The organism is Psychroserpens sp., from assembly GCF_036960315.1.
Lineage (GTDB): Bacteria > Bacteroidota > Bacteroidia > Flavobacteriales > Flavobacteriaceae > Psychroserpens.
In genome coordinates, this window is the sequence record NZ_JBALVR010000005.1 from 282,254 (window position 1) to 302,003 (window position 19,750).

Here is a 19,750-nt window from a genome sequence, read left to right on the forward strand (position 1 = left end):
ATGAAGGTATCGGTAATAGGAACAGGATATGTAGGTTTGGTAACCGGAACATGTTTGGCAGAAACAGGAAATGAAGTTATTTGTGTAGACATAGATGAGAACAAGGTCGAAAAAATGAAAAAGGGTGAGGTGCCAATCTATGAACCACACTTGGATGTTATTTTTGAACGGAATATTAAAGCAAATAGATTACAATTTACCACCTCTTTAGATGAAGGATTAGAACATGGCGACATTATCTTTTTAGCATTGCCTACTCCAGAAGGTGAAGATGGTTCAGCCGATTTAAAATATATACTTGGTGTTGCAGATGAAATAGGCAAAAAAATCACTAGCTATAAAGTTATTGTCGATAAAAGCACGGTTCCAGTTGGCACATCAGAAAAAGTAAGGGAAGCTATTTCTAAAAACACCTCCGTAGATTTTGATGTAGTTTCAAATCCTGAATTTTTAAGAGAAGGTTTTGCGGTTGATGACTTTCTAAAACCCGAACGAATAGTTGTAGGGACACAGTCTGAGCGTGCAATTAAATTCATGAAAAAACTATACCAGCCTTATGTAAGATCGGGTAATCCTATTATTATTATGGATGAGAAATCGGCCGAACTCACAAAATATGCCGCTAATTCCTTTTTAGCAACTAAGATCACGTTTATGAACGAAATTGCTAATTTTTGTGAAAAAGTAGGAGCAGATGTAGATAAGGTGAGAATTGGAATGGGAACAGATTCTAGAATTGGAAAGCGATTTTTGTTTCCAGGTATTGGATACGGGGGTTCATGTTTCCCAAAAGATGTAAAGGCTTTACATAAATCAGGATTGAACTCAGACTACAACTTTAAAATATTGGATTCTGTTATAGAGGTTAATGCCACTCAAAAAACAATTCTAATTCCTAGAATTAGGACCTATTTCAAAAATAATTTAAAAGATAAAAAAATTGCAATTTGGGGTTTAGCGTTTAAACCTGAAACCGATGATATTAGAGAAGCACCCGCATTGTTTATAATAGATGCACTTCTCAAAGAAGGGGCTAAGATTATTGCCTTTGACCCTGAAGCAATGCCAAATGTAGAACGAAAATTAGGGTCTGAAATTTCATATGCAAAAGACATGTATAGCGCTCTCGAAAATGCAGATGCACTTGTAATATGTACAGAATGGAGTATATTTAGAACACCAAACTTTGAAAAATTAAATTCGAATATGAATTCATCTGTTATTTTTGATGGACGAAATCTATATGATGTCGATGAGGTTTCAAAAGAAGTAGAATTTTATAGTTCAATAGGCAGATAATTAAATATGGAAAGAATTTTAATAACTGGTGCTGCAGGATTTTTAGGATCACATCTCTGTGATAGATTTATCAAAGAGGGAATGCACGTGATTGCCATGGATAACCTTATCACAGGAGATCTAGATAATATCAAGCATTTATTCCCACTAGAAAATTTTGAGTTTCACAATCATGATATAACCAATTTTGTTCATGTTTCTGGAACAGTAGATTATATTTTGCATTTTGCGTCTCCTGCCAGTCCAATAGACTATCTTAAAATTCCCATACAAACTTTAAAAGTTGGTGCTTTAGGCACGCACAACCTATTAGGCTTAGCCAAAGAGAAGAAAGCAAGAATCTTAATAGCTTCGACTTCTGAAATTTATGGTGACCCATTGGTACATCCTCAAACTGAAGCGTATTATGGAAACGTTAATACCATAGGGCCAAGAGGGGTTTATGACGAAGCCAAACGTTTTCAAGAATCTATTACAATGGCGTATCATCGCTTTCATGGTGTAGATACAAGAATTATAAGAATATTTAACACCTATGGTCCTCGTATGCGTCTCAATGATGGTAGAGTAATCCCTGCATTTATGGGTCAAGCACTAAGAGGTGAAGATTTAACAGTATTTGGAGAGGGATTACAAACGAGATCATTTTGCTATGTAGATGATCAAGTAGAAGGAATTTATAGATTATTGATGAGTGATTATAACCTACCAGTAAATATTGGTAACCCTAATGAAATCACCATATTAGATTTTGCAAAAGAAATAATTAAACTCACAAATTCTGATCAAAAAATCATATTTAAACCTTTACCTAAAGACGACCCTCTTCAAAGGCAACCAGATATTTCACTAGCTAAAAAGTTATTTAATTGGGAGCCTAAAGTAGATAGAGAACAAGGAATGGCTACAACATATGATTATTTCAAAGGCCTTTCCGAAGAAGAACTTTATAAAAGTGAACACAAAAATTTTATGAGTTATATAAAAAAGTAATTTATGGAATATAGACGCGGAAGGTTTTCTTGGTTACTAAGACCATTTTTGATTTCTTACGATCTATTGATTATCAATGCTTTCGCTTATTATTTCTTTAATTTTAACGACTCAGAACTTTATTTTTTCTCTTACGAATTTCTTAATGATAAGCATCTACTTTACTTGTTCTATTCGGTAGTAACGTGGCTTATATCGACATATCTTATTAAATTCTATAAAGTTTATCGGTACACATCTCTACTTAATATTATATATCTGCTTTTAAAGCAGTTCTTGGCTTATATCATTGTTATATACGCCTTCATTGGGATATTTAGAAGTCTTGAGATTGAGGCAATTCTTGTTTTTAAATACCTCATTGTATGTTTTTTATGTATTGCGGTTGTAAAACTAGTCAGTTATTATGTTTTAAAAAGCTTTAGAGCTTATTTAAAAGGAAACGTGAGACATGTAATCATTATAGGTAAAGGTGAAAATGCTCAGAAATTGCATAAAATGTTTACAACCAAAAAGAACTTAGGCTACATCCTTGAAGGGTACTTCTACGATGCAAAAACTCAAGACGGAAGTGTTGCGGACAGTTTTAAATTTCTTGATTCTAATCCTAATACCATAGATGAAATATATTGTTCAATTGATGAACTTACTGAAGGTCAAGTTAACAAGTTTGTTAAGTATGCGAATCTTAATAACTGCAACATCAAGTTTATTCCCAACACAAAACAACTACTTACTAAGCGATTAAAGGCCGACTATTATGGATATTTACCCGTTTTATCCATTCAAGAAGTTGCTCTAAATGATGAGTTTAATAAGTTCTTGAAACGCGCTTTTGATGTTGTATTCTCCTTACTAATAATCGTGTTTATACTCTCCTGGCTAACTGTTCTTTTATTCATTCTTATCAAATTAGAATCCAAAGGAGAATTGTTTTTCAAGCACAAAAGAAACGGAATAAATTATAAAGAATTCAATTGCTATAAGTTTAGGTCGCTTAGACAAATAAATAAAGATGATGAAGGCTATGTCAAAAAAGACGATAAAAGAATGACTAGAATTGGTAAATTCATAAGAAAGACGAGTATAGATGAGTTACCTCAATTTTACAATGTCTTAAGAGGAGACATGAGTGTTGTAGGGCCAAGACCTCATATGCTTTCATATACAGATGCCTATTCTAAAAAAGTAGACATCTATAATTTTATCTTTAGACACAATGTAAAACCAGGTGTTACTGGTCTGGCTCAAGTTAGTGGATTTAGAGGTGAGATAGAAACTGACCAGGACATCATAGGTCGTGTCAAATTTGATATTTATTATATTGAAAACTGGTCTATACTACTAGATATTAAGATTATATTTCAAACCTTAACCAACGTCGTCAAAGGAGAAGAAAAAGCCTATTAAAGGCCATTCACCAGCTCCAATAACTGTTTATTAAAATCAAATTGAGAAACCGCAGTTTGTTGTATTGTCCTTTTTTGTTCTTCGGAAAGGTTACCAACTTCAATTTTTGAAATCACTTTATTTAGATCGTCGTAATCACTCGCATTAGCGATCCATCCTAAATTATGAGACTTAATAATATCCTCGCCTTCACCACCACCAAAGTAAAGCATAGGGATACCTAAACGCGCATATTCAAATATTTTTGAGGGCACACTTCCATAAATTCTGTTTAGCAAAGGGATAATGGTAACATCATAGTTCATCAATACACTATGAAGTTTCTCTCGTGTCACGCGACCATGGAAAAAAATAGGCAATTCAGGATGTGTAGATATAAAATCTTCAATTTTAGTTTGCTCAGCTCCCGAACCGTAAATATGAAACTCAATAGTTGAGTAATCTAATTGACCGCAAAGATTATAGATGCCTTGAGCAATACCCAATAAGCCAGCATAAACAATTTTGAGTTTCCCGGTTGATGAAGTCTGCTTTATAGAAGGTGCTTCAAAATCTGGAAAATTCCGATATAAGAACGTCGGTTTCTCTTGAAAAATAGAAGTGACATGAGCTAATATTTCTTCGCTCTGCCCCAAAACTAAGCTTGCCTTTTTATAATTATATCGTTCAATTTTTTCAAGAATTCGATAACTAAAATTCCTTTTAAAAGCACCCAATTCCAAACCGGCAATAGGCCAAAGATCACTAACGTTTAGGATGAGATTTCGGTTTTTACGTCGTAAAAAAAGCATTGAAGTAAAAGCCACCAGTAAAGGAGGAGACTGAACAATAACGGTTTTAGGAATCCTATTCCACATAAAAAACCAAACCAAACTAAAACTATAAGACAGCATCGCGATTAAACGCAAAAGTTTGTTTTTAGAATTGCTGGCGTAAATCCAAAGACGATATATGGTGACATTTTTTTCTTCGGAAACGTGCTTGAATTTACCTTTATAACCATCAAATATTTTTCCTGTAGGATAGTTGGGCAATGGCGTTAGAACACTCACATTGAAGTTGTTTTTTTGTAATCCATGAGCTAATTGGAAAATCCGGTTGGAAGCTGCTCCAATTTCTGGAGGAAAATAACTCGTAATAATTAAGACGTCCTTCTTCATAAGTTCTCTTTCACAAAAGAAGTAAACTGTTTTAGCTTACCACTTTTAGATCGCTTTAATTCGTTTTGTCTTTCAAAAGTTATGGTTAAACCCTTTTCAAGATAGTTTTCCATTTCTTGAGTAATGGTAGCCGTTTTGTCTTCAGTAAGCGCTTCAGAACTAACGTATGTAACCTTAAACAAATGGGTTTCTAATTGCTCAACAATAAACTCTTTAACATTGCCATCATCTTCAATGATACTTTTTGTAATATAATAAAAGGTAAGTCCAGCGGCTTTCTTTCCGCTAGGCAAAATTGCAATATCATTAGTTCGTCCAACTAATGTTTTTAAGATGGGTATTTTTAATGTACTCTGCTCAGAAAGTACGCCAACATCACCAATATCATATCTAATAAAAGGGTGTGCTTTATTGTATAATGAAGTAATCACAACACGACCTTCAGCACCATAAGGAAGTATAGTATCGTTCTCATCCAAAATCTCGATAAATAAGGTTTCGCTGTTTAATTGCCAATCATTACTGGGGTTTTGAAAAGCAATTAAATCCAATTCTGAAGCACCATATTCGTTAATTACAGGAACTCCAAAATAGTCCTCCATTAAAGCTTTATCCTTGTCAAATAACATTTCCGAAGTTACTACACATGCCTTTAACGTTGGACAAATAGATTTTAAATTTAATTGTTTTCGCTCCAAAAACTTTGCGAATTGTACGATAGAGCTTGTGTAGCCATTGATGTAATCGAAAGTAGTGGATTTAAATTTCTTTAGATGCTTTTCAAAAGCGGCATCACTTAAATCAAAAACAGAAAACCGATAGCGTTTACTCAAACCATCTTTAAGACGTTCTTTGTAATAGCCTTTTTTATCTAACGGAATTCCATAAAATCGAGCTTGTCTAGACGTGTTAAAATCTAAATCATACCATCCAAACCTATTTTGAATAACAGCCCAAGTCATCGCATGACAAAATTTGTCTTTCGCAAAAATAAAAGGATCTCCTGAAGAACCTGAAGTTTTGTTTACATATACATTTTTGGTTGTAAACCCTTTAGATAACCGCTCTTCTAGTGGTAACTGCAAATCTCGTTTTGTCATTACTGGTAATGAGTTCCAGTTTTTAGACTGTATATGTTTTGTTAGCGATTTATAGTAATCATTATGCTGCAAATGATAATTAACAATGTCATTTTGCTTTTGATTTAAAAAGGTTTTAAAGGCGATATCATTTTTTTTCTGAATACGATTTAACTCCGTTCTTGCCTTGTCTAAAGGGAATCCGTTAAGCCGTAAAGAAAAATCAAAAAGGTTCAAAAAACGAAAGTGTTAGTATTTGACGTAAAGTAAAGAAAAAAAGTCTTGTATGGAAAGTTCGAAACTCGCAAAAACAATTATTTTTGTGCAAACAAAATGAAAACATGACAATTTTAATACTTGGTTCTGGAGGAAGAGAACACACGTTTGCTTGGAAAACAGTTCAAAGTCCTTTGTGTGATAAACTTTTTGTGGCACCTGGCAACTCAGGCACAGCTCAAATTGCTACTAATGTAAATATTAAGGTAACCGATTTTGAAGCGATTAAAACTTTAGTTTTAGAGCATGATATTGATATGGTTGTTGTAGGCCCCGAAGACCCATTAGTTCAAGGAATTCATGATTTCTTTTTAAATGACGACCAAATTAAACACGTTGCAGTTATTGGTCCTCAAAAAGCAGCAGCAGAATTAGAGGGCAGTAAAGAATTTGCCAAAGAGTTTTTGTTTAGACACGATATTCCAACAGCTGCATACCAAAGTTTTGACGCCAATACTGTAGAAGAAGGTTATCAATTTTTAGAGACTTTAAACCCTCCTTACGTTTTGAAGGCAGACGGTTTAGCTGCAGGAAAAGGTGTTTTAATTCTCAATGACTTAGATGAAGCAAAAGCCGAACTCAAAAGTATGTTAGTGGATTCTAAATTTGGAGCGGCAAGTTCTAAAGTTGTTATCGAAGAGTTTTTGGATGGGATTGAACTCAGTTGTTTTGTTCTAACCGATGGAAAACATTACAAGATCCTTCCAACAGCCAAAGACTACAAGCGAATTGGTGAAGGTGATACAGGATTAAACACAGGCGGAATGGGAGCTATCTCTCCTGTGCCTTTTGCAACTGAAGAATTTTTAAGCAAAATAGAAGAACGTATTGTTAAACCAACAATCAGCGGACTTCAAAAAGACAACTTACCATATAAAGGATTTGTGTTTATTGGTATAATCAAAGTTGGTGATGACCCTAAAGTCATTGAGTATAATGTTAGAATGGGAGATCCTGAAACCGAAGTGGTTTTGCCAAGATTGAAGACAGACTTAGTTGAAATTTTTAAGGCGATTTCCGAAGAAAAATTAAATGAGATTCACATTGAAATAGACGAGCGCGCAGCAACAACTGTAATGTTGGTTTCTGGAGGATACCCAGAAGCTTACGAAAAAGGAAAAGAAATTACCGGTCTAGAACACCTAGAAGGTTCTATCCCATTTCATGCGGGAGCTATCATCAAAGACGGAAAGGTGGTAACCTCTGGAGGACGTGTTATGGCAATCACTTCTTACGGAAACACCTACAAAGAAGCTATAAAAAAATCTTATCAAAATATAGATAAACTACATTTTGATAAGATGAATTACCGAAAAGATATTGGTTTCGATTTATAGATATGAATGAGAAGTGATACTTTTATCCTCTTCATTGTTGTCATTAGATTTTTTAAGTTGTAACATCCAGTATACAAATGCAACAATCCCAATGATGATAAAAACCCATGAGATAAGGTTGGCTGTCCACCAGTCCTCTAGCTCTAACGCTCTTAAAGCATCAAAAGGAGCAAATAAAACATCTACAAAAAGGTCTTGTATAGCGTAAAAAAAGTCTTTCATTGTGTTGATTTTTTAGAAACTCTTATCGAGCTTCAAGGGTATAATCATATATTTACAGTGCAAAATTACGTATTTTTTTCATTTTAATCTACATCGATGATTTCAAATTTTTTTAGCAAATCAAAACCAATTCACTACATCGTAGTCAGTTTGATGTTGTTGTTGGTTTATGTGGTTAATAAATTTAAAATCCTAACGACAGATATTGATGTTATAGTTGCTTTAAAGCAATTAGGTTTATTTTTAATTTGTTTGCTATCTGTTTTTGTTTTTGATTTTTTAGTTACCCGAAACAATCTCACAAAAAAGAACAGTTACAATATTGTTTTATTTGTACTGTTCTTTGCCATATTACCCCAAACGATTTTAAACTCTCAAATAGTCGTCGCAAACTTTTTTGTTTTACTTGCCTTACGTCGACTCATAAGTCTAAGAACCCAAAAGGATATAAAAAAGAAACTGTTTGATGCATCGTTTTGGATTTCTATAGCGACACTATTTTATTTTTGGTCTTCAGTGTTTTTTGTATTGGTATTTGCAGCGCTATTAATTTATGCGATTACCGATTTAAAAAATTATTTAATACCTATCCTTGGTATTGCTACTGTGGCTGTGATTTTAATTTCTTATCTTATTATCAATGAAATTGATATCGTAAGTTTTGCAACTGGATCATTTGATTTTAGTTTAGATTTTAGCGCATTAAATTCGAAACCAATTATTGTTGGTTCAACGATACTGTTGTCTTTTGGACTTTGGGCTTTGTTTTACTATATCAAAAACATAAAGTCTCAAATGAAAAGCTACAGGCCATCATTTAAGCTTATCATTATTACAGTAATTTTAGGATTAGTAATTATAGCGGTTGGACCTTCTAAAGATGGCAGAGAATTCATCTTTTTGTTTGCGCCTTTGTCTATTATTATGACTAATTATCTTGAAGTTATTTCTGAAAAATGGTTTAAGGAAACCTTACTTTGGGTTATCATATTGACACCTGTTGCGATACTATTGTTGTAATTTTTTTCCAAAAGCTAAATCACCAGCATCACCCAAGCCAGGAACAATATAACCTTTGTCGCTTAAGGTTTTATCAATAGCAGCAATCCATAAATGCGTGTCTTTTCCGAAGTGATTACTCACAAAATCAACGCCATCTTGAGCACCAATTACACTTACCAAGTGAATGTTTTTTGGAGTCCCAAAAGGTTTGAGTGCTTCAAAAGTCGCAACCATAGATTGCCCTGAAGCTAACATTGGATCTGCAAGAACGAGTGTTTTGCCCTCTAGACTTGGACAAGCCAGGTATTCTACAATGATTTCGAAAGTTTCGGGATTGTGTTTATGATGTCTGTAAGCAGAAATAAAAGCGTTTTCGGCATCATCAAAATAATTAAGTAGTCCGCTATGAAGTGGTACACCTGCTCTCAAAATGGAACACAATACAATCTCATCACTGTAAAGTTCTGTATCACTCTTACCCAAAGGCGTTGTAATTGTTTTAGATTTATAATCTAAGGTTTTGCTCATTTCATAACACAGAATTTCACCAATGCGCTCAATGTTTCGTCTAAAACGCATACGATCGCTTTGAATGTTGGAATCCCTGATTTCAGAAATAAAAGAATTTAAAATAGATTGCTCTTGAGATAGATTGTGAATGTGCATGGCTTAGTGTTACATTTATGAACGCTAAAGTTAATAAATACTCATATATTTGTACTTTAAAATCTTACATTATGTTTTCAGTAAAAGCTAATAAAATATTTCAGGATGTTATAGCGAAATATCATATCGTGAATACGGTCGATCAGCCATTTAGTAACATATACGAAAAAGACACTAATCTTTTGGAGCATTTATTATACAGAAAATGTTGGATTGATACTGTTCAGTGGCATTATGAAGATATTATTCGTGACCCACAAATAGACCCTGTTGCTGCATTAAAATTGAAACGCCAAATAGACGCTTCTAACCAAGACAGGACAGATATGGTAGAATACATAGACGGTTATTTCCTCGAGAAATATAAGGAGATAACACCAAAATCTGACGCAACAATTAACACAGAAAGCCCTGCTTGGGGAATTGACAGATTATCAATTTTGGCACTTAAAATCTATCATATGAATGAAGAAGCAACTCGAGTAGATGCTTCAGAAGGACATCGAGACGCTTGCCAAATGAAATTAGATGTTTTATTGGACCAACGTGTTGATTTATCTACCGCAATTGATACACTTTTAGAAGATATTCAAAAAGGAGATAAGTACATGAAAGTTTATAAGCAAATGAAAATGTACAACGACGACGAGCTTAATCCAGTGTTGCGATCTCAAAAGTAATTAGCTGTCATTCAGAGCAAAGCGAAGAATCTCGATACAACAGATTTTAACAACGCTCAATATGGCGTTCGATTTATGCCAACACAAAAACACATCCTCATCATTCGACTCTCAGCAATGGGAGATGTTGCAATGACCGTTCCTGTATTACGAGCATTTACGGCACAATACCCAGAAGTAAAGCTTACGGTATTAACCAAGCCTTTTTTTAAACCTTTTTTTAAAGACATTCCAAATGTTTTGGTTTTCGAGGCTGATATTAAGGGAAAACACAAAGGTGTTATAGGGCTTTGGAAACTATCTAGAGAACTTAAAAAATTACACGTTGATGTTGTTGCAGATTTGCATAATGTATTGCGAAGTAAAATTTTAAAATTCTTTTTCTTCGGAAAGCGGGTCGTTCAAGTTAATAAAGGTCGACAAGAGAAAAAAGCCTTAATAAGTGGAGAAATATTTCAGCAGCTAAAAGCTACTCATCAGCGTTATGCGGATGTTTTTAAAACATTAGGATTTCCGATTGATTTAAATCACCCCATATTTCCGAAGGCAAAAAACTTAAGTCCGAAATATCTTGAAATTGTTGGTCAAGACGCTAAAAAATGGATTGGAATAGCCCCATTTGCTGCTTTTGAAGGGAAAATGTATCCTCTAGATTTGATGGAAGACGTTATTGAAACACTCTCTAAAGCTTACAAAGTATTACTTTTTGGAGCAGGAGATCATGAGGCTAAAATGCTACAAGCGATTTCAAATAAGTTTGATAACGTAACCTCTATTGCGGGTCAGTTTTCTTTAGATGAAGAGTTGGATATAATTTCCAATTTAGATATCATGCTTTCAATGGATTCTGGTAATGCGCATTTGGCCGCTATGTTGGGTGTAAAAGTTATAACGGTTTGGGGAGTGACGCATCCTTATGCCGGTTTCTTGCCGTTTAATCAAACGATAGACTCAGCAATTTTAGCCGACAAAAACAAGTATCCAAAAATCCCTACCTCTGTATATGGTAACAAATTCCCTAGTGGTTATCAAGATGCCATAAAAACAATTTCCCCCATTCAAATTACTTCAAAGCTTACCAACTATCTAAAATAAAAAAAGCCTCATTCCATAAGAATGAGGCAAGATTTAGAATTTATAGATAATCCCTAAGATTTAAATTCTAATCAGTTGCGAAGGTATTTTGATTAATAATAGCCATCAAGAGTTTGTAGGAATATCTATGGTTTTTTCGACAAAACACCTGCTTTATGCGATTAAAGACGCAATTATCAGTTTATTAAACATCATCATAATTTACAAAAAGTGTAGGTGTTGTCGGTTGTGCCTGACAGGTCAATATTAATCCTTCAGCTAATTCGCCATCGGTTAAGATGTTATTTTGCCTCATTGTGGCTTTTCCTTCTGTAATTCTTGCAATGCAACTACTACAAATTCCGCCTTGACAAGAATAAGGGGCGTCAATGTCTTCATCCAAGGCAGCTTCTAGTACTGTTTGTTTTTGTGACATTTCAAAGCTTGCCGTTTCGTCATCTAAAAGAACAGTAATCTTTGTTTTGCCATTTGTTACCGTTGTTTCCTCTATTTCGGCAGGTTTGGCTGCTTTAAATAACTCAAAGTGTATACGTTCTTCATCGATATCATGTTCGGTTAATACATCTTTTACGGTGTGTATCATAGCTTCGGGGCCACATAGATAATAAGCGTCGACATCAATGTGCTTATACTTGTTTTTCATCACATAATTCACAGTACTTTTTTCAATACGACCAAAAATAGAGTCATTTTCATCGGCTTGACTAAAAACAAATTGTACCGAAAGGCGAGAACTGTATTGATGTTGAAGCTCAAGCAACTCATTTAAGAACATTGTTTCCTTTGTGTTCTTATTTCCGTAGACCAAAATAACTTTACTCATGACTTCCTCTTCCAAAGCACATTTTATAATACTTAATACAGGAGTGATACCACTTCCAGCTGCAAACAAGGCTATGTTTTTAGTTTTAGAATCGTTAGGCTCAAATACAAAACGACCTTTTGGTGGTGCCACTTCTAAAACATCACCAACATTTAATTGGGTATTAGCATAAGATGAAAATGTACCATCTTCAACTTCTTTTACAGCAACTTTTAACACGCCACTCTTAGGGGATGAGCAAAGGGAATAATCTCGTCGAACCTCGTTTCCATTAATAGTAGATTTTAACGTGATGTATTGTCCGGCTTTAAAAATAAAATCAGTTTTTAAATGTTGAGGAATATCAAAACTAATAGAAATAGACTTTTCTGTTAAGCGTTCTAATTTTTTTATCTTGAGTGAGTGAAATTTTGACATAGGAATGTTTTTTTCAAAAGTAAGAAATCGAATACTGAATTTGGTTTTGTTTGTAACAAAAAGTGTATTAATATTACTAACCCTTGTAATACAATCAAAAATTATGATTAAACGTTTTTTAGGTTTAGAGTGGAAACAATTTAGAAGAGCTTCTTATTTTCAAAAAGGGATTGCCATAAAAATTTTACTTTTATTGGCAGTTTTATATTTTGGAGGAATGGCAATTATTCTTGGAGGCGTAATGTTCTTTGGACTTAAAAAACTATTTCCAGATATAGATCCAATAGTTATGGTAAACAATTACTTAATCTATTGGATATTATTTGAGTTAATGATTCGGTATTTTATGCAGCAACTACCTGTAATGAATATTAAGCCATTAATGATTATTCCGATAAAAAGAAATACGGTTATTCATTATCTTTTGGGAAAAACAATGCTTTCGTTTTTCAATTTTATTTCACCATTATTACTTCTTCCCTTTTCTATTGTATTATTATTTCAGGGTTATCCAGTAGCTAATGTCATCTTATGGTTTTTCGCTTTAATGTGTATTACCATGTCTATTAACTTTCTGAATTTTTTAATTAATAAAAGCAATACAGTTTTTTATGGTATTGCATTTGTGGTGATTGCAATTGTAGCATTGAGGTATTTTAACATTTTTGATATCACAGAACCGGTTGGAGAAATCTTTAATGGATTGTATAATCAGCCTTATTTGGCAATCATACCATTGTTAATAGCATTTGGGTTATATAAAGTGAATTTTGATTTTATAAGAAGAGGTTTTTATTTAGATGGTGCAATATCTAAGAAAATAAAAGAAGTAAATGCAACTGATTTATCATGGATAGATCGTTTTGGAAGCGTTGCTCCTTTTCTTAAAAATGATATAAAAATGATTACACGTAATGCAAGACCAAAACAAGTGGTATTAATGTCATTTTTCTTCTTGTTTTATGGTTTATTCTTTTTCACTCAAAAAGTGTACATTGAAGAGATGCCTTATTTATTAGGTTTTGCTTCAATATTTATTACCGGTGGATTTCTTTTAAGCTTTGGTCAATTGGTGCCATCTTGGGATAGTGAATATTATAAACTTTTAATGAGTCAAAATATTCCCTATAGACAATATTTAGAATCTAAATGGTATTTAATGGTTTTTGCAGTAATTGTTGCATTTATATTAAGTACACCTTACTTATATTTTGGTGTGGATATTTATTTAATAATAGCCGCTGGTGCATTATTTAATATTGGTCTAAACACATTTATCACTTTATTTGGAGGCGCCTTGAACAGAGTCCCAATAGAATTAGATACAAAGGCAAAAGCCTTTAGCAATACTAATGGTTTTAACCCAACGCAACTGCTTATTGCATTACCAAAAATGATATTACCAATAATAATCTTTTTTATACCTTATCATTTTATCAGCTTTAATGCAGGACTTATAGCGTTAGCATTATCTGGAGTTATTGGAATTGTGTTTAAAAACTTTTTCTTAAATAAAATAGAGCAAGTATATCAAAAAGGAAAATACAAGACCATTGCAGCATTTAGCGAAAAAAAATAATTAGAATTTAAAACACACAACACTAATGATAACAACTTCAAACCTATCAAAAAAATATAACGGCGTTTCAGTATTACATATCGAAAACCTTGACATTCCAAAAGGCCAAAGTTTCGGATTAGTGGGTAACAATGGCGCAGGAAAAACTACTTATTTTAGTTTGTTGCTTGACTTAATTCAGCCAACTACAGGACACATTAAAAACAATAATGTTCTGGTTCACGAAAGTGAAGATTGGAAACCATTTACCTCCTCTTTTATTGATGAAAGCTTTCTAATTGGTTATTTAACTGCGGAAGAATATTTTTATTTTATCGGTGAGCTTCGTGGACAAAACAAAGCAGATGTAGATGCTTTAGTATCTCAGTTTGAAGATTTTTTCCATGGTGAAATTTTAGGTCAGAAAAAGTATTTAAGAGACCTTAGTAAAGGAAACCAGAAAAAGGCGGGAATTGTTGGCGCTTTGATTGGTAATCCGGAAGTTATTATTCTGGATGAGCCTTTTGCTAATTTAGATCCGACCACACAAATACGTTTAAAAGGGATCATTAAAAACTTAGCCCAAAAACAAGGTGTTACTGTTCTAGTGTCTAGTCACGATTTAATGCATGTAACTGATGTGTGTGAGCGTATTGTTGTTTTAGAAAAAGGCGAGATCATTAAAGATTTGGCAACCAACGAGGCAACATTAAAAGAATTAGAAGCACATTTTGCAGGTTCTGAGGTAATTTAGCCTACACGATACATCTAAAAACCTACCATTTTTCGGAGATAATTGAAAAAGATGCTTATTTTTACAGCATTGCATAATATATGCAAGCGATTTTAGTTATAGTATTTACAAAAACTAAACCACTTGAATACATCTTTAAAACTCATCATATCACTGCTTTGCCTTACAATTGTTGTTACCAGTTGTTCGCGCAAAAAAGACACGTTTATTAATCGAAATTTTCATGCCTTAGGCACGAAGTATAATGTTCTCTATAACGGGAATATTGCTTTAGAGAAAGGACGAGAAACCGTTGATAATGCTGCAACCGATAACTATTGGGAAATGCTTCCAATAGAACGCATGCAAGTTACCGACGAAATTGTATTACCAGGTCAATCTAAAAACCAAGATTTTGAACGTGCTGAAGAAAAAGCAATCAAAGCCGTACAAAAGCATGGGATGAACATCAAAGGAAAGGAGTACAATCCGCAAATTGATGAATCTTATTTATTGTTGGGACAAGCACGCTATTTTGATCAACGTTTTGTGCCTGCATTAGAAGCATTTAATTACATTCTATTCAAATACCCTGCGAGTGATAAAATCAATACAGCTAAAGTCTGGAGAGAAAAAACAAACATTCGTTTAGAAAATAATGAGTTAGCAATCAAGAACCTTAAGCGCCTTTTAGATCAAGAAGAACTAGAAGCTCAAGATTTGGCAGATGCGACGTCAATGCTTGCTCAGGCATACATCAACATTAAAGCTAAAGATAGCGCCTTAACACAATTATCGATTGCTGCAGAGTATACTAAGAAAAACAAAGAGAAGGCGCGTTTCAACTATATCATCGGACAATTATACAATGAATTTGGTGAGAAAGACAGCGCAAACATTGCGTATGATAAAGTCATCGAGATGCATCGTAAAATTCCGAGACCTTACTACATCAATGCGCATTTGGCAAAGTCAAATAACTTTGACATGGAAGCCGAAAATCAAATAGAATTCTTAGAATATCTTACCGATTTAGAAGAAGACCGTGAAAATCGTCCGTTTTTAGACAAAATTTATTACCGCATAGCTGAATTCCATAGAACGAACCAAAGGGATTCGTTAGCAGTGGCTAATTACAATAAATCTTTACGAACAAACCTAGGAGATAAGGAATTGATGTCGAGAGATTATGAAACGCTTGGCGACATGAGTTTTGATGAGGCTAGATATAAAATAGCTGGCGCATATTATGATAGTACAATGACGAATATGAAACTTAATTCTAAGCCATATCGTATCATAAATCGAAAACGTGAAAATCTTGATGATGTTATTTATTATGAAGATGTTGCTCAGGCAAATGACAGTATTTTGAGATTAGTTAACTTTTCTAAAGAAGAAAGACTAGCCTATTTCACAACCTACATAGAAGAATTAAAAGTCATTACTGAAGCAGAACAGGAAAAAGCCGAAGCCGAAGAGCGTCAAAATTCTAATTCAGGTCTTAAAACGGTTGACAACAAAATTGGAAACCCAAAAGGGAAATCACAACGTGCTGATCCTAATGCGAAAAGTAGTAAGAGTGAGTTTTACTTTTACAACCCTATAACAGTTTCCTATGGTAAAAACGAGTTTGTAAAAATTTGGGGAAATAGAGAATTAAAAGATAATTGGAGACTGTCTGACACCAAAACTAGAGGGAATAACACTATTGAAACGGTAGATGTTGTGGCTAATGCTTCGGAAGAAGAACGTTTTGACCCTGAGTTTTATACGTCTAAAATACCTTCAGATCAAAAAGTCATCGATAGCATTGCTAAAGACCGAAACTACGCTTACTACCAGTTAGGTGTGATTTACAAAGAGAAGTTTAAAGAGTACGAATTGGCAAGAGCAAAACTTGAAAAATTACTGCAAAACAATCCTGAAGACCGCTTAATATTACCTTCAAAATATAATCTGCAAAAGATTTACGAAGCCTTAGGGATGAGTAGCAAAGCCAATGCAATGAAGGATGATATCGTGTCTAATTACCCAGACTCACGTTATGCAAAAATATTACTGAATCCTAAATCAGAATTTGCTAAGGATGAAAACAGTCCAGAAAGTTTATACGAAGGATTATTTAAACAGTTTGGTGACCAAAATTACGCACAAGTCGTTCAGCAAGCAGATGGGTATATCACTCAGTTTGAAGGTGATCCTATGGTACCTAAATTCGAAATTTTAAAAGCATCTGCAAACGGACGATTAAATGGATTTGAAGCTTATAAAAAAGGGGTCAATTTTGTGGCCTTAACGTATCCAAATTCCGAAGAAGGAAAAAGAGCTCAAGAGATTATGCAGAAGGTGATTCCTTTCCTTGCAAAGAAAGAGTTTGTGAGTAATGATACTGCCAAGCATTTCAATGTGCTCTATCCATTTGCAAACGATGAAAAGGATCAAATTGAAGAATTTGTAAAACAGTTAGATGACGCGATTTCAAAAGTTAACTATTTTGATTTGTCTACATCTGTTGATCTTTATGATGCCAATACGGTTTTTGTAGTTGTTCACGGATTGACAAGTATTCAAGGTGCAGCAGGTTTTGCGGAAATCCTAAAAGAAAATAAAGATAAAATTGACCGAAATTTTTATTCAATTTCTTCGCCCAACTACGAAATTGTACAACGACATAAAAACTTAAACGAATACTTAGAATCTCAATAAAATTAGACCTATGTTTTCAGATAAAAAAACAAGACGTATGGCTTCAGAAACAATTTCAAACCAAAACACAATAGCTAAAGGAACTGTAATTACAGGAGATATTATTAGCGAAGGGGATTTCAGAATTGAAGGATCAATTCAAGGAAATATCAAAACACCAGGAAAAGTGGTTATTGGCAAAACAGGAATCATTAACGGAACTTTAAAAAGTGCTAACGCAGATATTGAAGGGAAGTTTATGGGCAAATTATTATTGTCAGACACCTTATCTCTTAAGTCTTCTGCGCATGTTGAAGGCGAAGTGATTGTAGGTAAATTAGCGGTAGAACCAGGGGCAACATTTAATGCAACCTGTTCTATGAAAGGTTCAATAAAAGAGTCAAACAATGGAAATGGAGCACCAGGACAACAATCAACCATCCAAAGACCACAGCGACCAAGTCCAGAAAAAGGACAAACCGTTTAATACTTACACAAGACTTTCTGGAATCGTAGTTCAAATGGTTGCCATTATAGGTTTTGGTACTTTTATTGGTTATAGGCTGGACGAAAAGTACCCAAACGAGCACAACCTCTACACGCTTGCGGGTTCGCTATCCTCTGTGATTTTATCTATAATTTACATAATAAGACGTATTATTGCAGCTTCAAAAGACGATTAGTTCATGAACGACCTTTTTAAAAAGAGAGAAACCAATTTTCTTATTCAGCTTATCGCTTTAACGGCTTTATTATTTGGAGCTCACGGCTACCTTAATTATCATTTTGCAAAAGAGGTTATTTTGTTTTTTCCGTTGTGGCAGATTTATGTTTTCCATATTATAACAGTTGTCATTATATACACATTAATAAATTACCGAGACTCTATTGGAAAGACAGAAGTTTTCAATACGTTTATCTTAGGAATGCTTTTTAAAATGATATTAACCATGGTGTTTTTATTACCATGGGTTTTATCTAAACCAGAACAAAAAGGGGTTGATTTAGCCAATTTCTTTATTCCGTACTTCATTTTTCTCGCTTTTGAAGTGTATTCGGTAGTAAAATTTCTTCAGAAAAAATAACGATTCTAATCTTACGATTTCTATAAAACGAAGACATTAAATAATCATCGAATTATTGTTTGACAATTAATATAATGTACGTACATTTGCACCGAATTTAAAGCAGCGTATTTTTAAGCGATACACGATGAAATTAAACACTTATAAAAACGTATTATTTTCAGTGCTATTTTTAGCAATTTCATTTGCTGGATATGCATCTGAAGATAGTGATCCTCAAGAAGGAGAAGAGTTCAATCCAAAAGAAATGATTTTGCATCACGTAAAAGATGCTCATGAATTTCACTTATGGGATTGGAAAGGTAAACCGGTTTCATTATCGTTACCAATTATACTCTGGACAGATAACGGTTTAACAACTTTTTCTTCAAGTCAGTTTCATCATGATGATGAAGGTAAAGAAATTGTTACAGCTAATGGAGGGAAATTCGTGAAGCTTCACGAAAAAATCTATCAGTTAGATGGCAGTGCTACTGCTGTTGCGTTTGATGTTGAAGATCACCCAACCAACGCTCACAAACCTTTAAATTTTTCTATCACAAGAAATGTATTCATGATGTGGGTGTCTGTAGTCGTGTTATTATTAATATTCCTTACAGCAGCCAGAAGTTATAAAAAATCTAAGGATGGTGTTCCAACTGGAATCGCAGCATTTGTAGAGCCACTTGTTGTATTTGTTAGAGATGAAATTGGAAAACCAATGATTGGTGAGCACAAATACAAAAAGTATATGCCTTACTTATTAACCATATTTTTCTTTATTTGGATTAATAACATTTTTGGATTAATTCCAATCTTAAATGGCGCTAACTTAAGTGGAAACATTGCCTTTACATTTACACTTGCCGTTTTTACCTTTATCATTACAACAATAAGCGGAAACTCTAATTACTGGAAACACATCTTTTGGATGCCAGGAGTACCTGTGCCAATGAAAATATTTTTAATGCCAATTGAAATTATCGGAATGTTTGTAAAACCAATTTCGTTAATGATTCGTTTGTTTGCAAACATTACAGCAGGACACGTTATCATATTAGCATTAATGTCATTAATATTTGTGTTTAAGTCTGTAGCAATCGCTCCAGTATCTATAGCATTTTCATTGTTTATTACAGTTATTGAAATTATTGTAACAGCAATACAAGCATATATATTTACAATATTGTCAGCCCTTTATTTTGGTATGGCAACTGAAGATCATCATTAATTAATTTAAATTTTATA

At 33.7% G+C, this 19,750-nt stretch carries 19 protein-coding genes; 14 read left to right on the forward strand and 5 right to left on the reverse strand.

All coding sequences use genetic code 11. The features are described from left to right. From V7719_RS10940 to V7719_RS10950, 3 genes are read left to right on the forward strand one after another with little or no spacing between them, the layout of a single operon-like run. Entirely contained in the window at nucleotides 1-1,299 is a 1,299-nt protein-coding gene (locus V7719_RS10940) for a UDP-glucose dehydrogenase family protein (protein ID WP_335729944.1), read from the forward strand. 6 nt (nucleotides 1,300-1,305) lie between these two features. Beyond that, complete coding sequence (locus V7719_RS10945; RefSeq protein WP_335729945.1) at nucleotides 1,306-2,292, forward strand: UDP-glucuronic acid decarboxylase family protein; 987 nt, start codon at nucleotides 1,306-1,308, stop codon at nucleotides 2,290-2,292. Between the two features lie 3 nt (nucleotides 2,293-2,295). Next, nucleotides 2,296-3,702: an exopolysaccharide biosynthesis polyprenyl glycosylphosphotransferase gene (locus V7719_RS10950; RefSeq protein WP_335729946.1), complete on the forward strand. Its 1,407-nt coding sequence runs from the start codon at nucleotides 2,296-2,298 to the stop codon at nucleotides 3,700-3,702. On the opposite strand, the gene V7719_RS10955 is transcribed toward V7719_RS10950, so the two are convergent. Both V7719_RS10955 and V7719_RS10960 read right to left on the reverse strand, forming a co-directional pair. Next, a complete protein-coding gene (locus V7719_RS10955; RefSeq protein WP_335729947.1) occupies nucleotides 3,699-4,862 on the reverse strand; it encodes a glycosyltransferase family 4 protein in 1,164 nt (387 codons plus the stop codon). The genes V7719_RS10950 and V7719_RS10955 overlap by 4 nt on opposite strands. Beyond that, nucleotides 4,859-6,178 (reverse strand): phenylacetate--CoA ligase family protein, encoded by a 1,320-nt coding sequence (locus tag V7719_RS10960; RefSeq protein WP_335729948.1) that lies wholly within the window; start codon nucleotides 6,176-6,178, stop codon nucleotides 4,859-4,861. The genes V7719_RS10955 and V7719_RS10960 overlap by 4 nt, the downstream gene beginning before the upstream one ends. A gap of 104 nt (nucleotides 6,179-6,282) precedes the next feature. On the opposite strand from V7719_RS10960, the gene purD reads away from it, so the two are divergent. After that, nucleotides 6,283-7,554 (forward strand): phosphoribosylamine--glycine ligase, encoded by a 1,272-nt coding sequence (gene purD, locus V7719_RS10965; RefSeq protein ID WP_335729949.1) that lies wholly within the window; start codon nucleotides 6,283-6,285, stop codon nucleotides 7,552-7,554. Here purD and V7719_RS10970 read toward each other — a convergent pair. Further along, entirely contained in the window at nucleotides 7,549-7,776 is a 228-nt protein-coding gene (locus V7719_RS10970; protein WP_335729950.1) for a DUF6341 family protein, read from the reverse strand. The genes purD and V7719_RS10970 overlap by 6 nt on opposite strands. A 96-nt stretch (nucleotides 7,777-7,872) precedes the next feature. Between V7719_RS10970 and V7719_RS10975 the strand changes: the two genes are divergently transcribed. Further along, nucleotides 7,873-8,796, forward strand: a complete 924-nt coding sequence (locus V7719_RS10975; RefSeq protein WP_335729951.1) for a DUF6427 family protein — start codon at nucleotides 7,873-7,875, stop codon at nucleotides 8,794-8,796. Here the strand turns inward: V7719_RS10975 and upp are convergent. Further along, nucleotides 8,785-9,444 carry a uracil phosphoribosyltransferase gene (gene upp / locus V7719_RS10980; RefSeq protein WP_335729952.1) on the reverse strand — a complete coding sequence of 220 codons (660 nt, stop codon included), beginning with the start codon at nucleotides 9,442-9,444 and terminating at the stop codon, nucleotides 8,785-8,787. The genes V7719_RS10975 and upp overlap by 12 nt on opposite strands. Nucleotides 9,445-9,515: 71 nt before the next feature. Between upp and V7719_RS10985 the strand changes: the two genes are divergently transcribed. Beyond that, the gene (locus V7719_RS10985; protein ID WP_335729953.1) at nucleotides 9,516-10,124 is read left to right on the forward strand and encodes a DUF4254 domain-containing protein; all 609 of its coding nucleotides are present in this window, start codon (nucleotides 9,516-9,518) and stop codon (nucleotides 10,122-10,124) included. A 75-nt stretch (nucleotides 10,125-10,199) separates the two neighbouring features. After that, entirely contained in the window at nucleotides 10,200-11,219 is a 1,020-nt protein-coding gene (locus V7719_RS10990) for a glycosyltransferase family 9 protein (RefSeq protein WP_335729954.1), read from the forward strand. A gap of 184 nt (nucleotides 11,220-11,403) precedes the next feature. On the opposite strand, the gene V7719_RS10995 is transcribed toward V7719_RS10990, so the two are convergent. Continuing rightward, complete coding sequence (locus V7719_RS10995) at nucleotides 11,404-12,459, reverse strand: ferredoxin--NADP reductase (protein ID WP_335729955.1); 1,056 nt, start codon at nucleotides 12,457-12,459, stop codon at nucleotides 11,404-11,406. Between the two features lie 103 nt (nucleotides 12,460-12,562). Between V7719_RS10995 and V7719_RS11000 the strand changes: the two genes are divergently transcribed. The 7 genes from V7719_RS11000 (at nucleotide 12,563) to atpB (ending at nucleotide 19,733) form a co-directional block, all read left to right on the forward strand. After that, entirely contained in the window at nucleotides 12,563-14,038 is a 1,476-nt protein-coding gene (locus tag V7719_RS11000; RefSeq protein ID WP_335729956.1) for a DUF5687 family protein, read from the forward strand. Nucleotides 14,039-14,063: 25 nt separating this feature from the next. Then, nucleotides 14,064-14,771, forward strand: a complete 708-nt coding sequence (locus V7719_RS11005; protein WP_335729957.1) for an ABC transporter ATP-binding protein — start codon at nucleotides 14,064-14,066, stop codon at nucleotides 14,769-14,771. 123 nt (nucleotides 14,772-14,894) lie between these two features. After that, nucleotides 14,895-17,459 (forward strand): type IX secretion system periplasmic lipoprotein PorW/SprE, encoded by a 2,565-nt coding sequence (gene porW, locus V7719_RS11010; protein ID WP_335729958.1) that lies wholly within the window; start codon nucleotides 14,895-14,897, stop codon nucleotides 17,457-17,459. A 10-nt stretch (nucleotides 17,460-17,469) separates the two neighbouring features. Continuing rightward, on the forward strand, nucleotides 17,470-17,925 hold the full coding sequence (locus V7719_RS11015) for a bactofilin family protein (protein WP_335729959.1): 456 nt from the start codon (nucleotides 17,470-17,472) through the stop codon (nucleotides 17,923-17,925). Then, nucleotides 17,852-18,121 (forward strand): AtpZ/AtpI family protein, encoded by a 270-nt coding sequence (locus V7719_RS18800; RefSeq protein ID WP_442969077.1) that lies wholly within the window; start codon nucleotides 17,852-17,854, stop codon nucleotides 18,119-18,121. Before V7719_RS11015 ends, V7719_RS18800 begins: the two co-directional genes overlap by 74 nt. 3 nt (nucleotides 18,122-18,124) lie before the next feature. After that, the gene (locus tag V7719_RS11020; protein ID WP_335729960.1) at nucleotides 18,125-18,523 is read left to right on the forward strand and encodes a hypothetical protein; all 399 of its coding nucleotides are present in this window, start codon (nucleotides 18,125-18,127) and stop codon (nucleotides 18,521-18,523) included. Nucleotides 18,524-18,650: 127 nt separating this feature from the next. Next, nucleotides 18,651-19,733, forward strand: a complete 1,083-nt coding sequence (gene atpB, locus V7719_RS11025; RefSeq protein WP_335729961.1) for a F0F1 ATP synthase subunit A — start codon at nucleotides 18,651-18,653, stop codon at nucleotides 19,731-19,733. The last annotated feature ends 17 nt before the right edge of the window (nucleotides 19,734-19,750 follow it).

Coding starts and splice junctions, on each gene's coding strand:
- V7719_RS10940 (WP_335729944.1), top strand. CDS start 1: ATGAAGGTATCGGTAATAGGAACAGGATATGTAGGTTTGGTAACCGGA.
- V7719_RS10945 (WP_335729945.1), top strand. CDS start 1,306: ATGGAAAGAATTTTAATAACTGGTGCTGCAGGATTTTTAGGATCACAT.
- V7719_RS10950 (WP_335729946.1), top strand. CDS start 2,296: ATGGAATATAGACGCGGAAGGTTTTCTTGGTTACTAAGACCATTTTTG.
- V7719_RS10955 (WP_335729947.1), bottom strand. CDS start 4,862: ATGAAGAAGGACGTCTTAATTATTACGAGTTATTTTCCTCCAGAAATT.
- purD (WP_335729949.1), top strand. CDS start 6,283: ATGACAATTTTAATACTTGGTTCTGGAGGAAGAGAACACACGTTTGCT.
- V7719_RS10970 (WP_335729950.1), bottom strand. CDS start 7,776: ATGAAAGACTTTTTTTACGCTATACAAGACCTTTTTGTAGATGTTTTA.
- V7719_RS10975 (WP_335729951.1), top strand. CDS start 7,873: ATGATTTCAAATTTTTTTAGCAAATCAAAACCAATTCACTACATCGTA.
- upp (WP_335729952.1), bottom strand. CDS start 9,444: ATGCACATTCACAATCTATCTCAAGAGCAATCTATTTTAAATTCTTTT.
- V7719_RS10985 (WP_335729953.1), top strand. CDS start 9,516: ATGTTTTCAGTAAAAGCTAATAAAATATTTCAGGATGTTATAGCGAAA.
- V7719_RS10990 (WP_335729954.1), top strand. CDS start 10,200: ATGCCAACACAAAAACACATCCTCATCATTCGACTCTCAGCAATGGGA.
- V7719_RS10995 (WP_335729955.1), bottom strand. CDS start 12,459: ATGTCAAAATTTCACTCACTCAAGATAAAAAAATTAGAACGCTTAACA.
- V7719_RS11000 (WP_335729956.1), top strand. CDS start 12,563: ATGATTAAACGTTTTTTAGGTTTAGAGTGGAAACAATTTAGAAGAGCT.
- V7719_RS11005 (WP_335729957.1), top strand. CDS start 14,064: ATGATAACAACTTCAAACCTATCAAAAAAATATAACGGCGTTTCAGTA.
- V7719_RS11015 (WP_335729959.1), top strand. CDS start 17,470: ATGTTTTCAGATAAAAAAACAAGACGTATGGCTTCAGAAACAATTTCA.
- V7719_RS18800 (WP_442969077.1), top strand. CDS start 17,852: ATGGAGCACCAGGACAACAATCAACCATCCAAAGACCACAGCGACCAA.
- V7719_RS11020 (WP_335729960.1), top strand. CDS start 18,125: ATGAACGACCTTTTTAAAAAGAGAGAAACCAATTTTCTTATTCAGCTT.
- atpB (WP_335729961.1), top strand. CDS start 18,651: ATGAAATTAAACACTTATAAAAACGTATTATTTTCAGTGCTATTTTTA.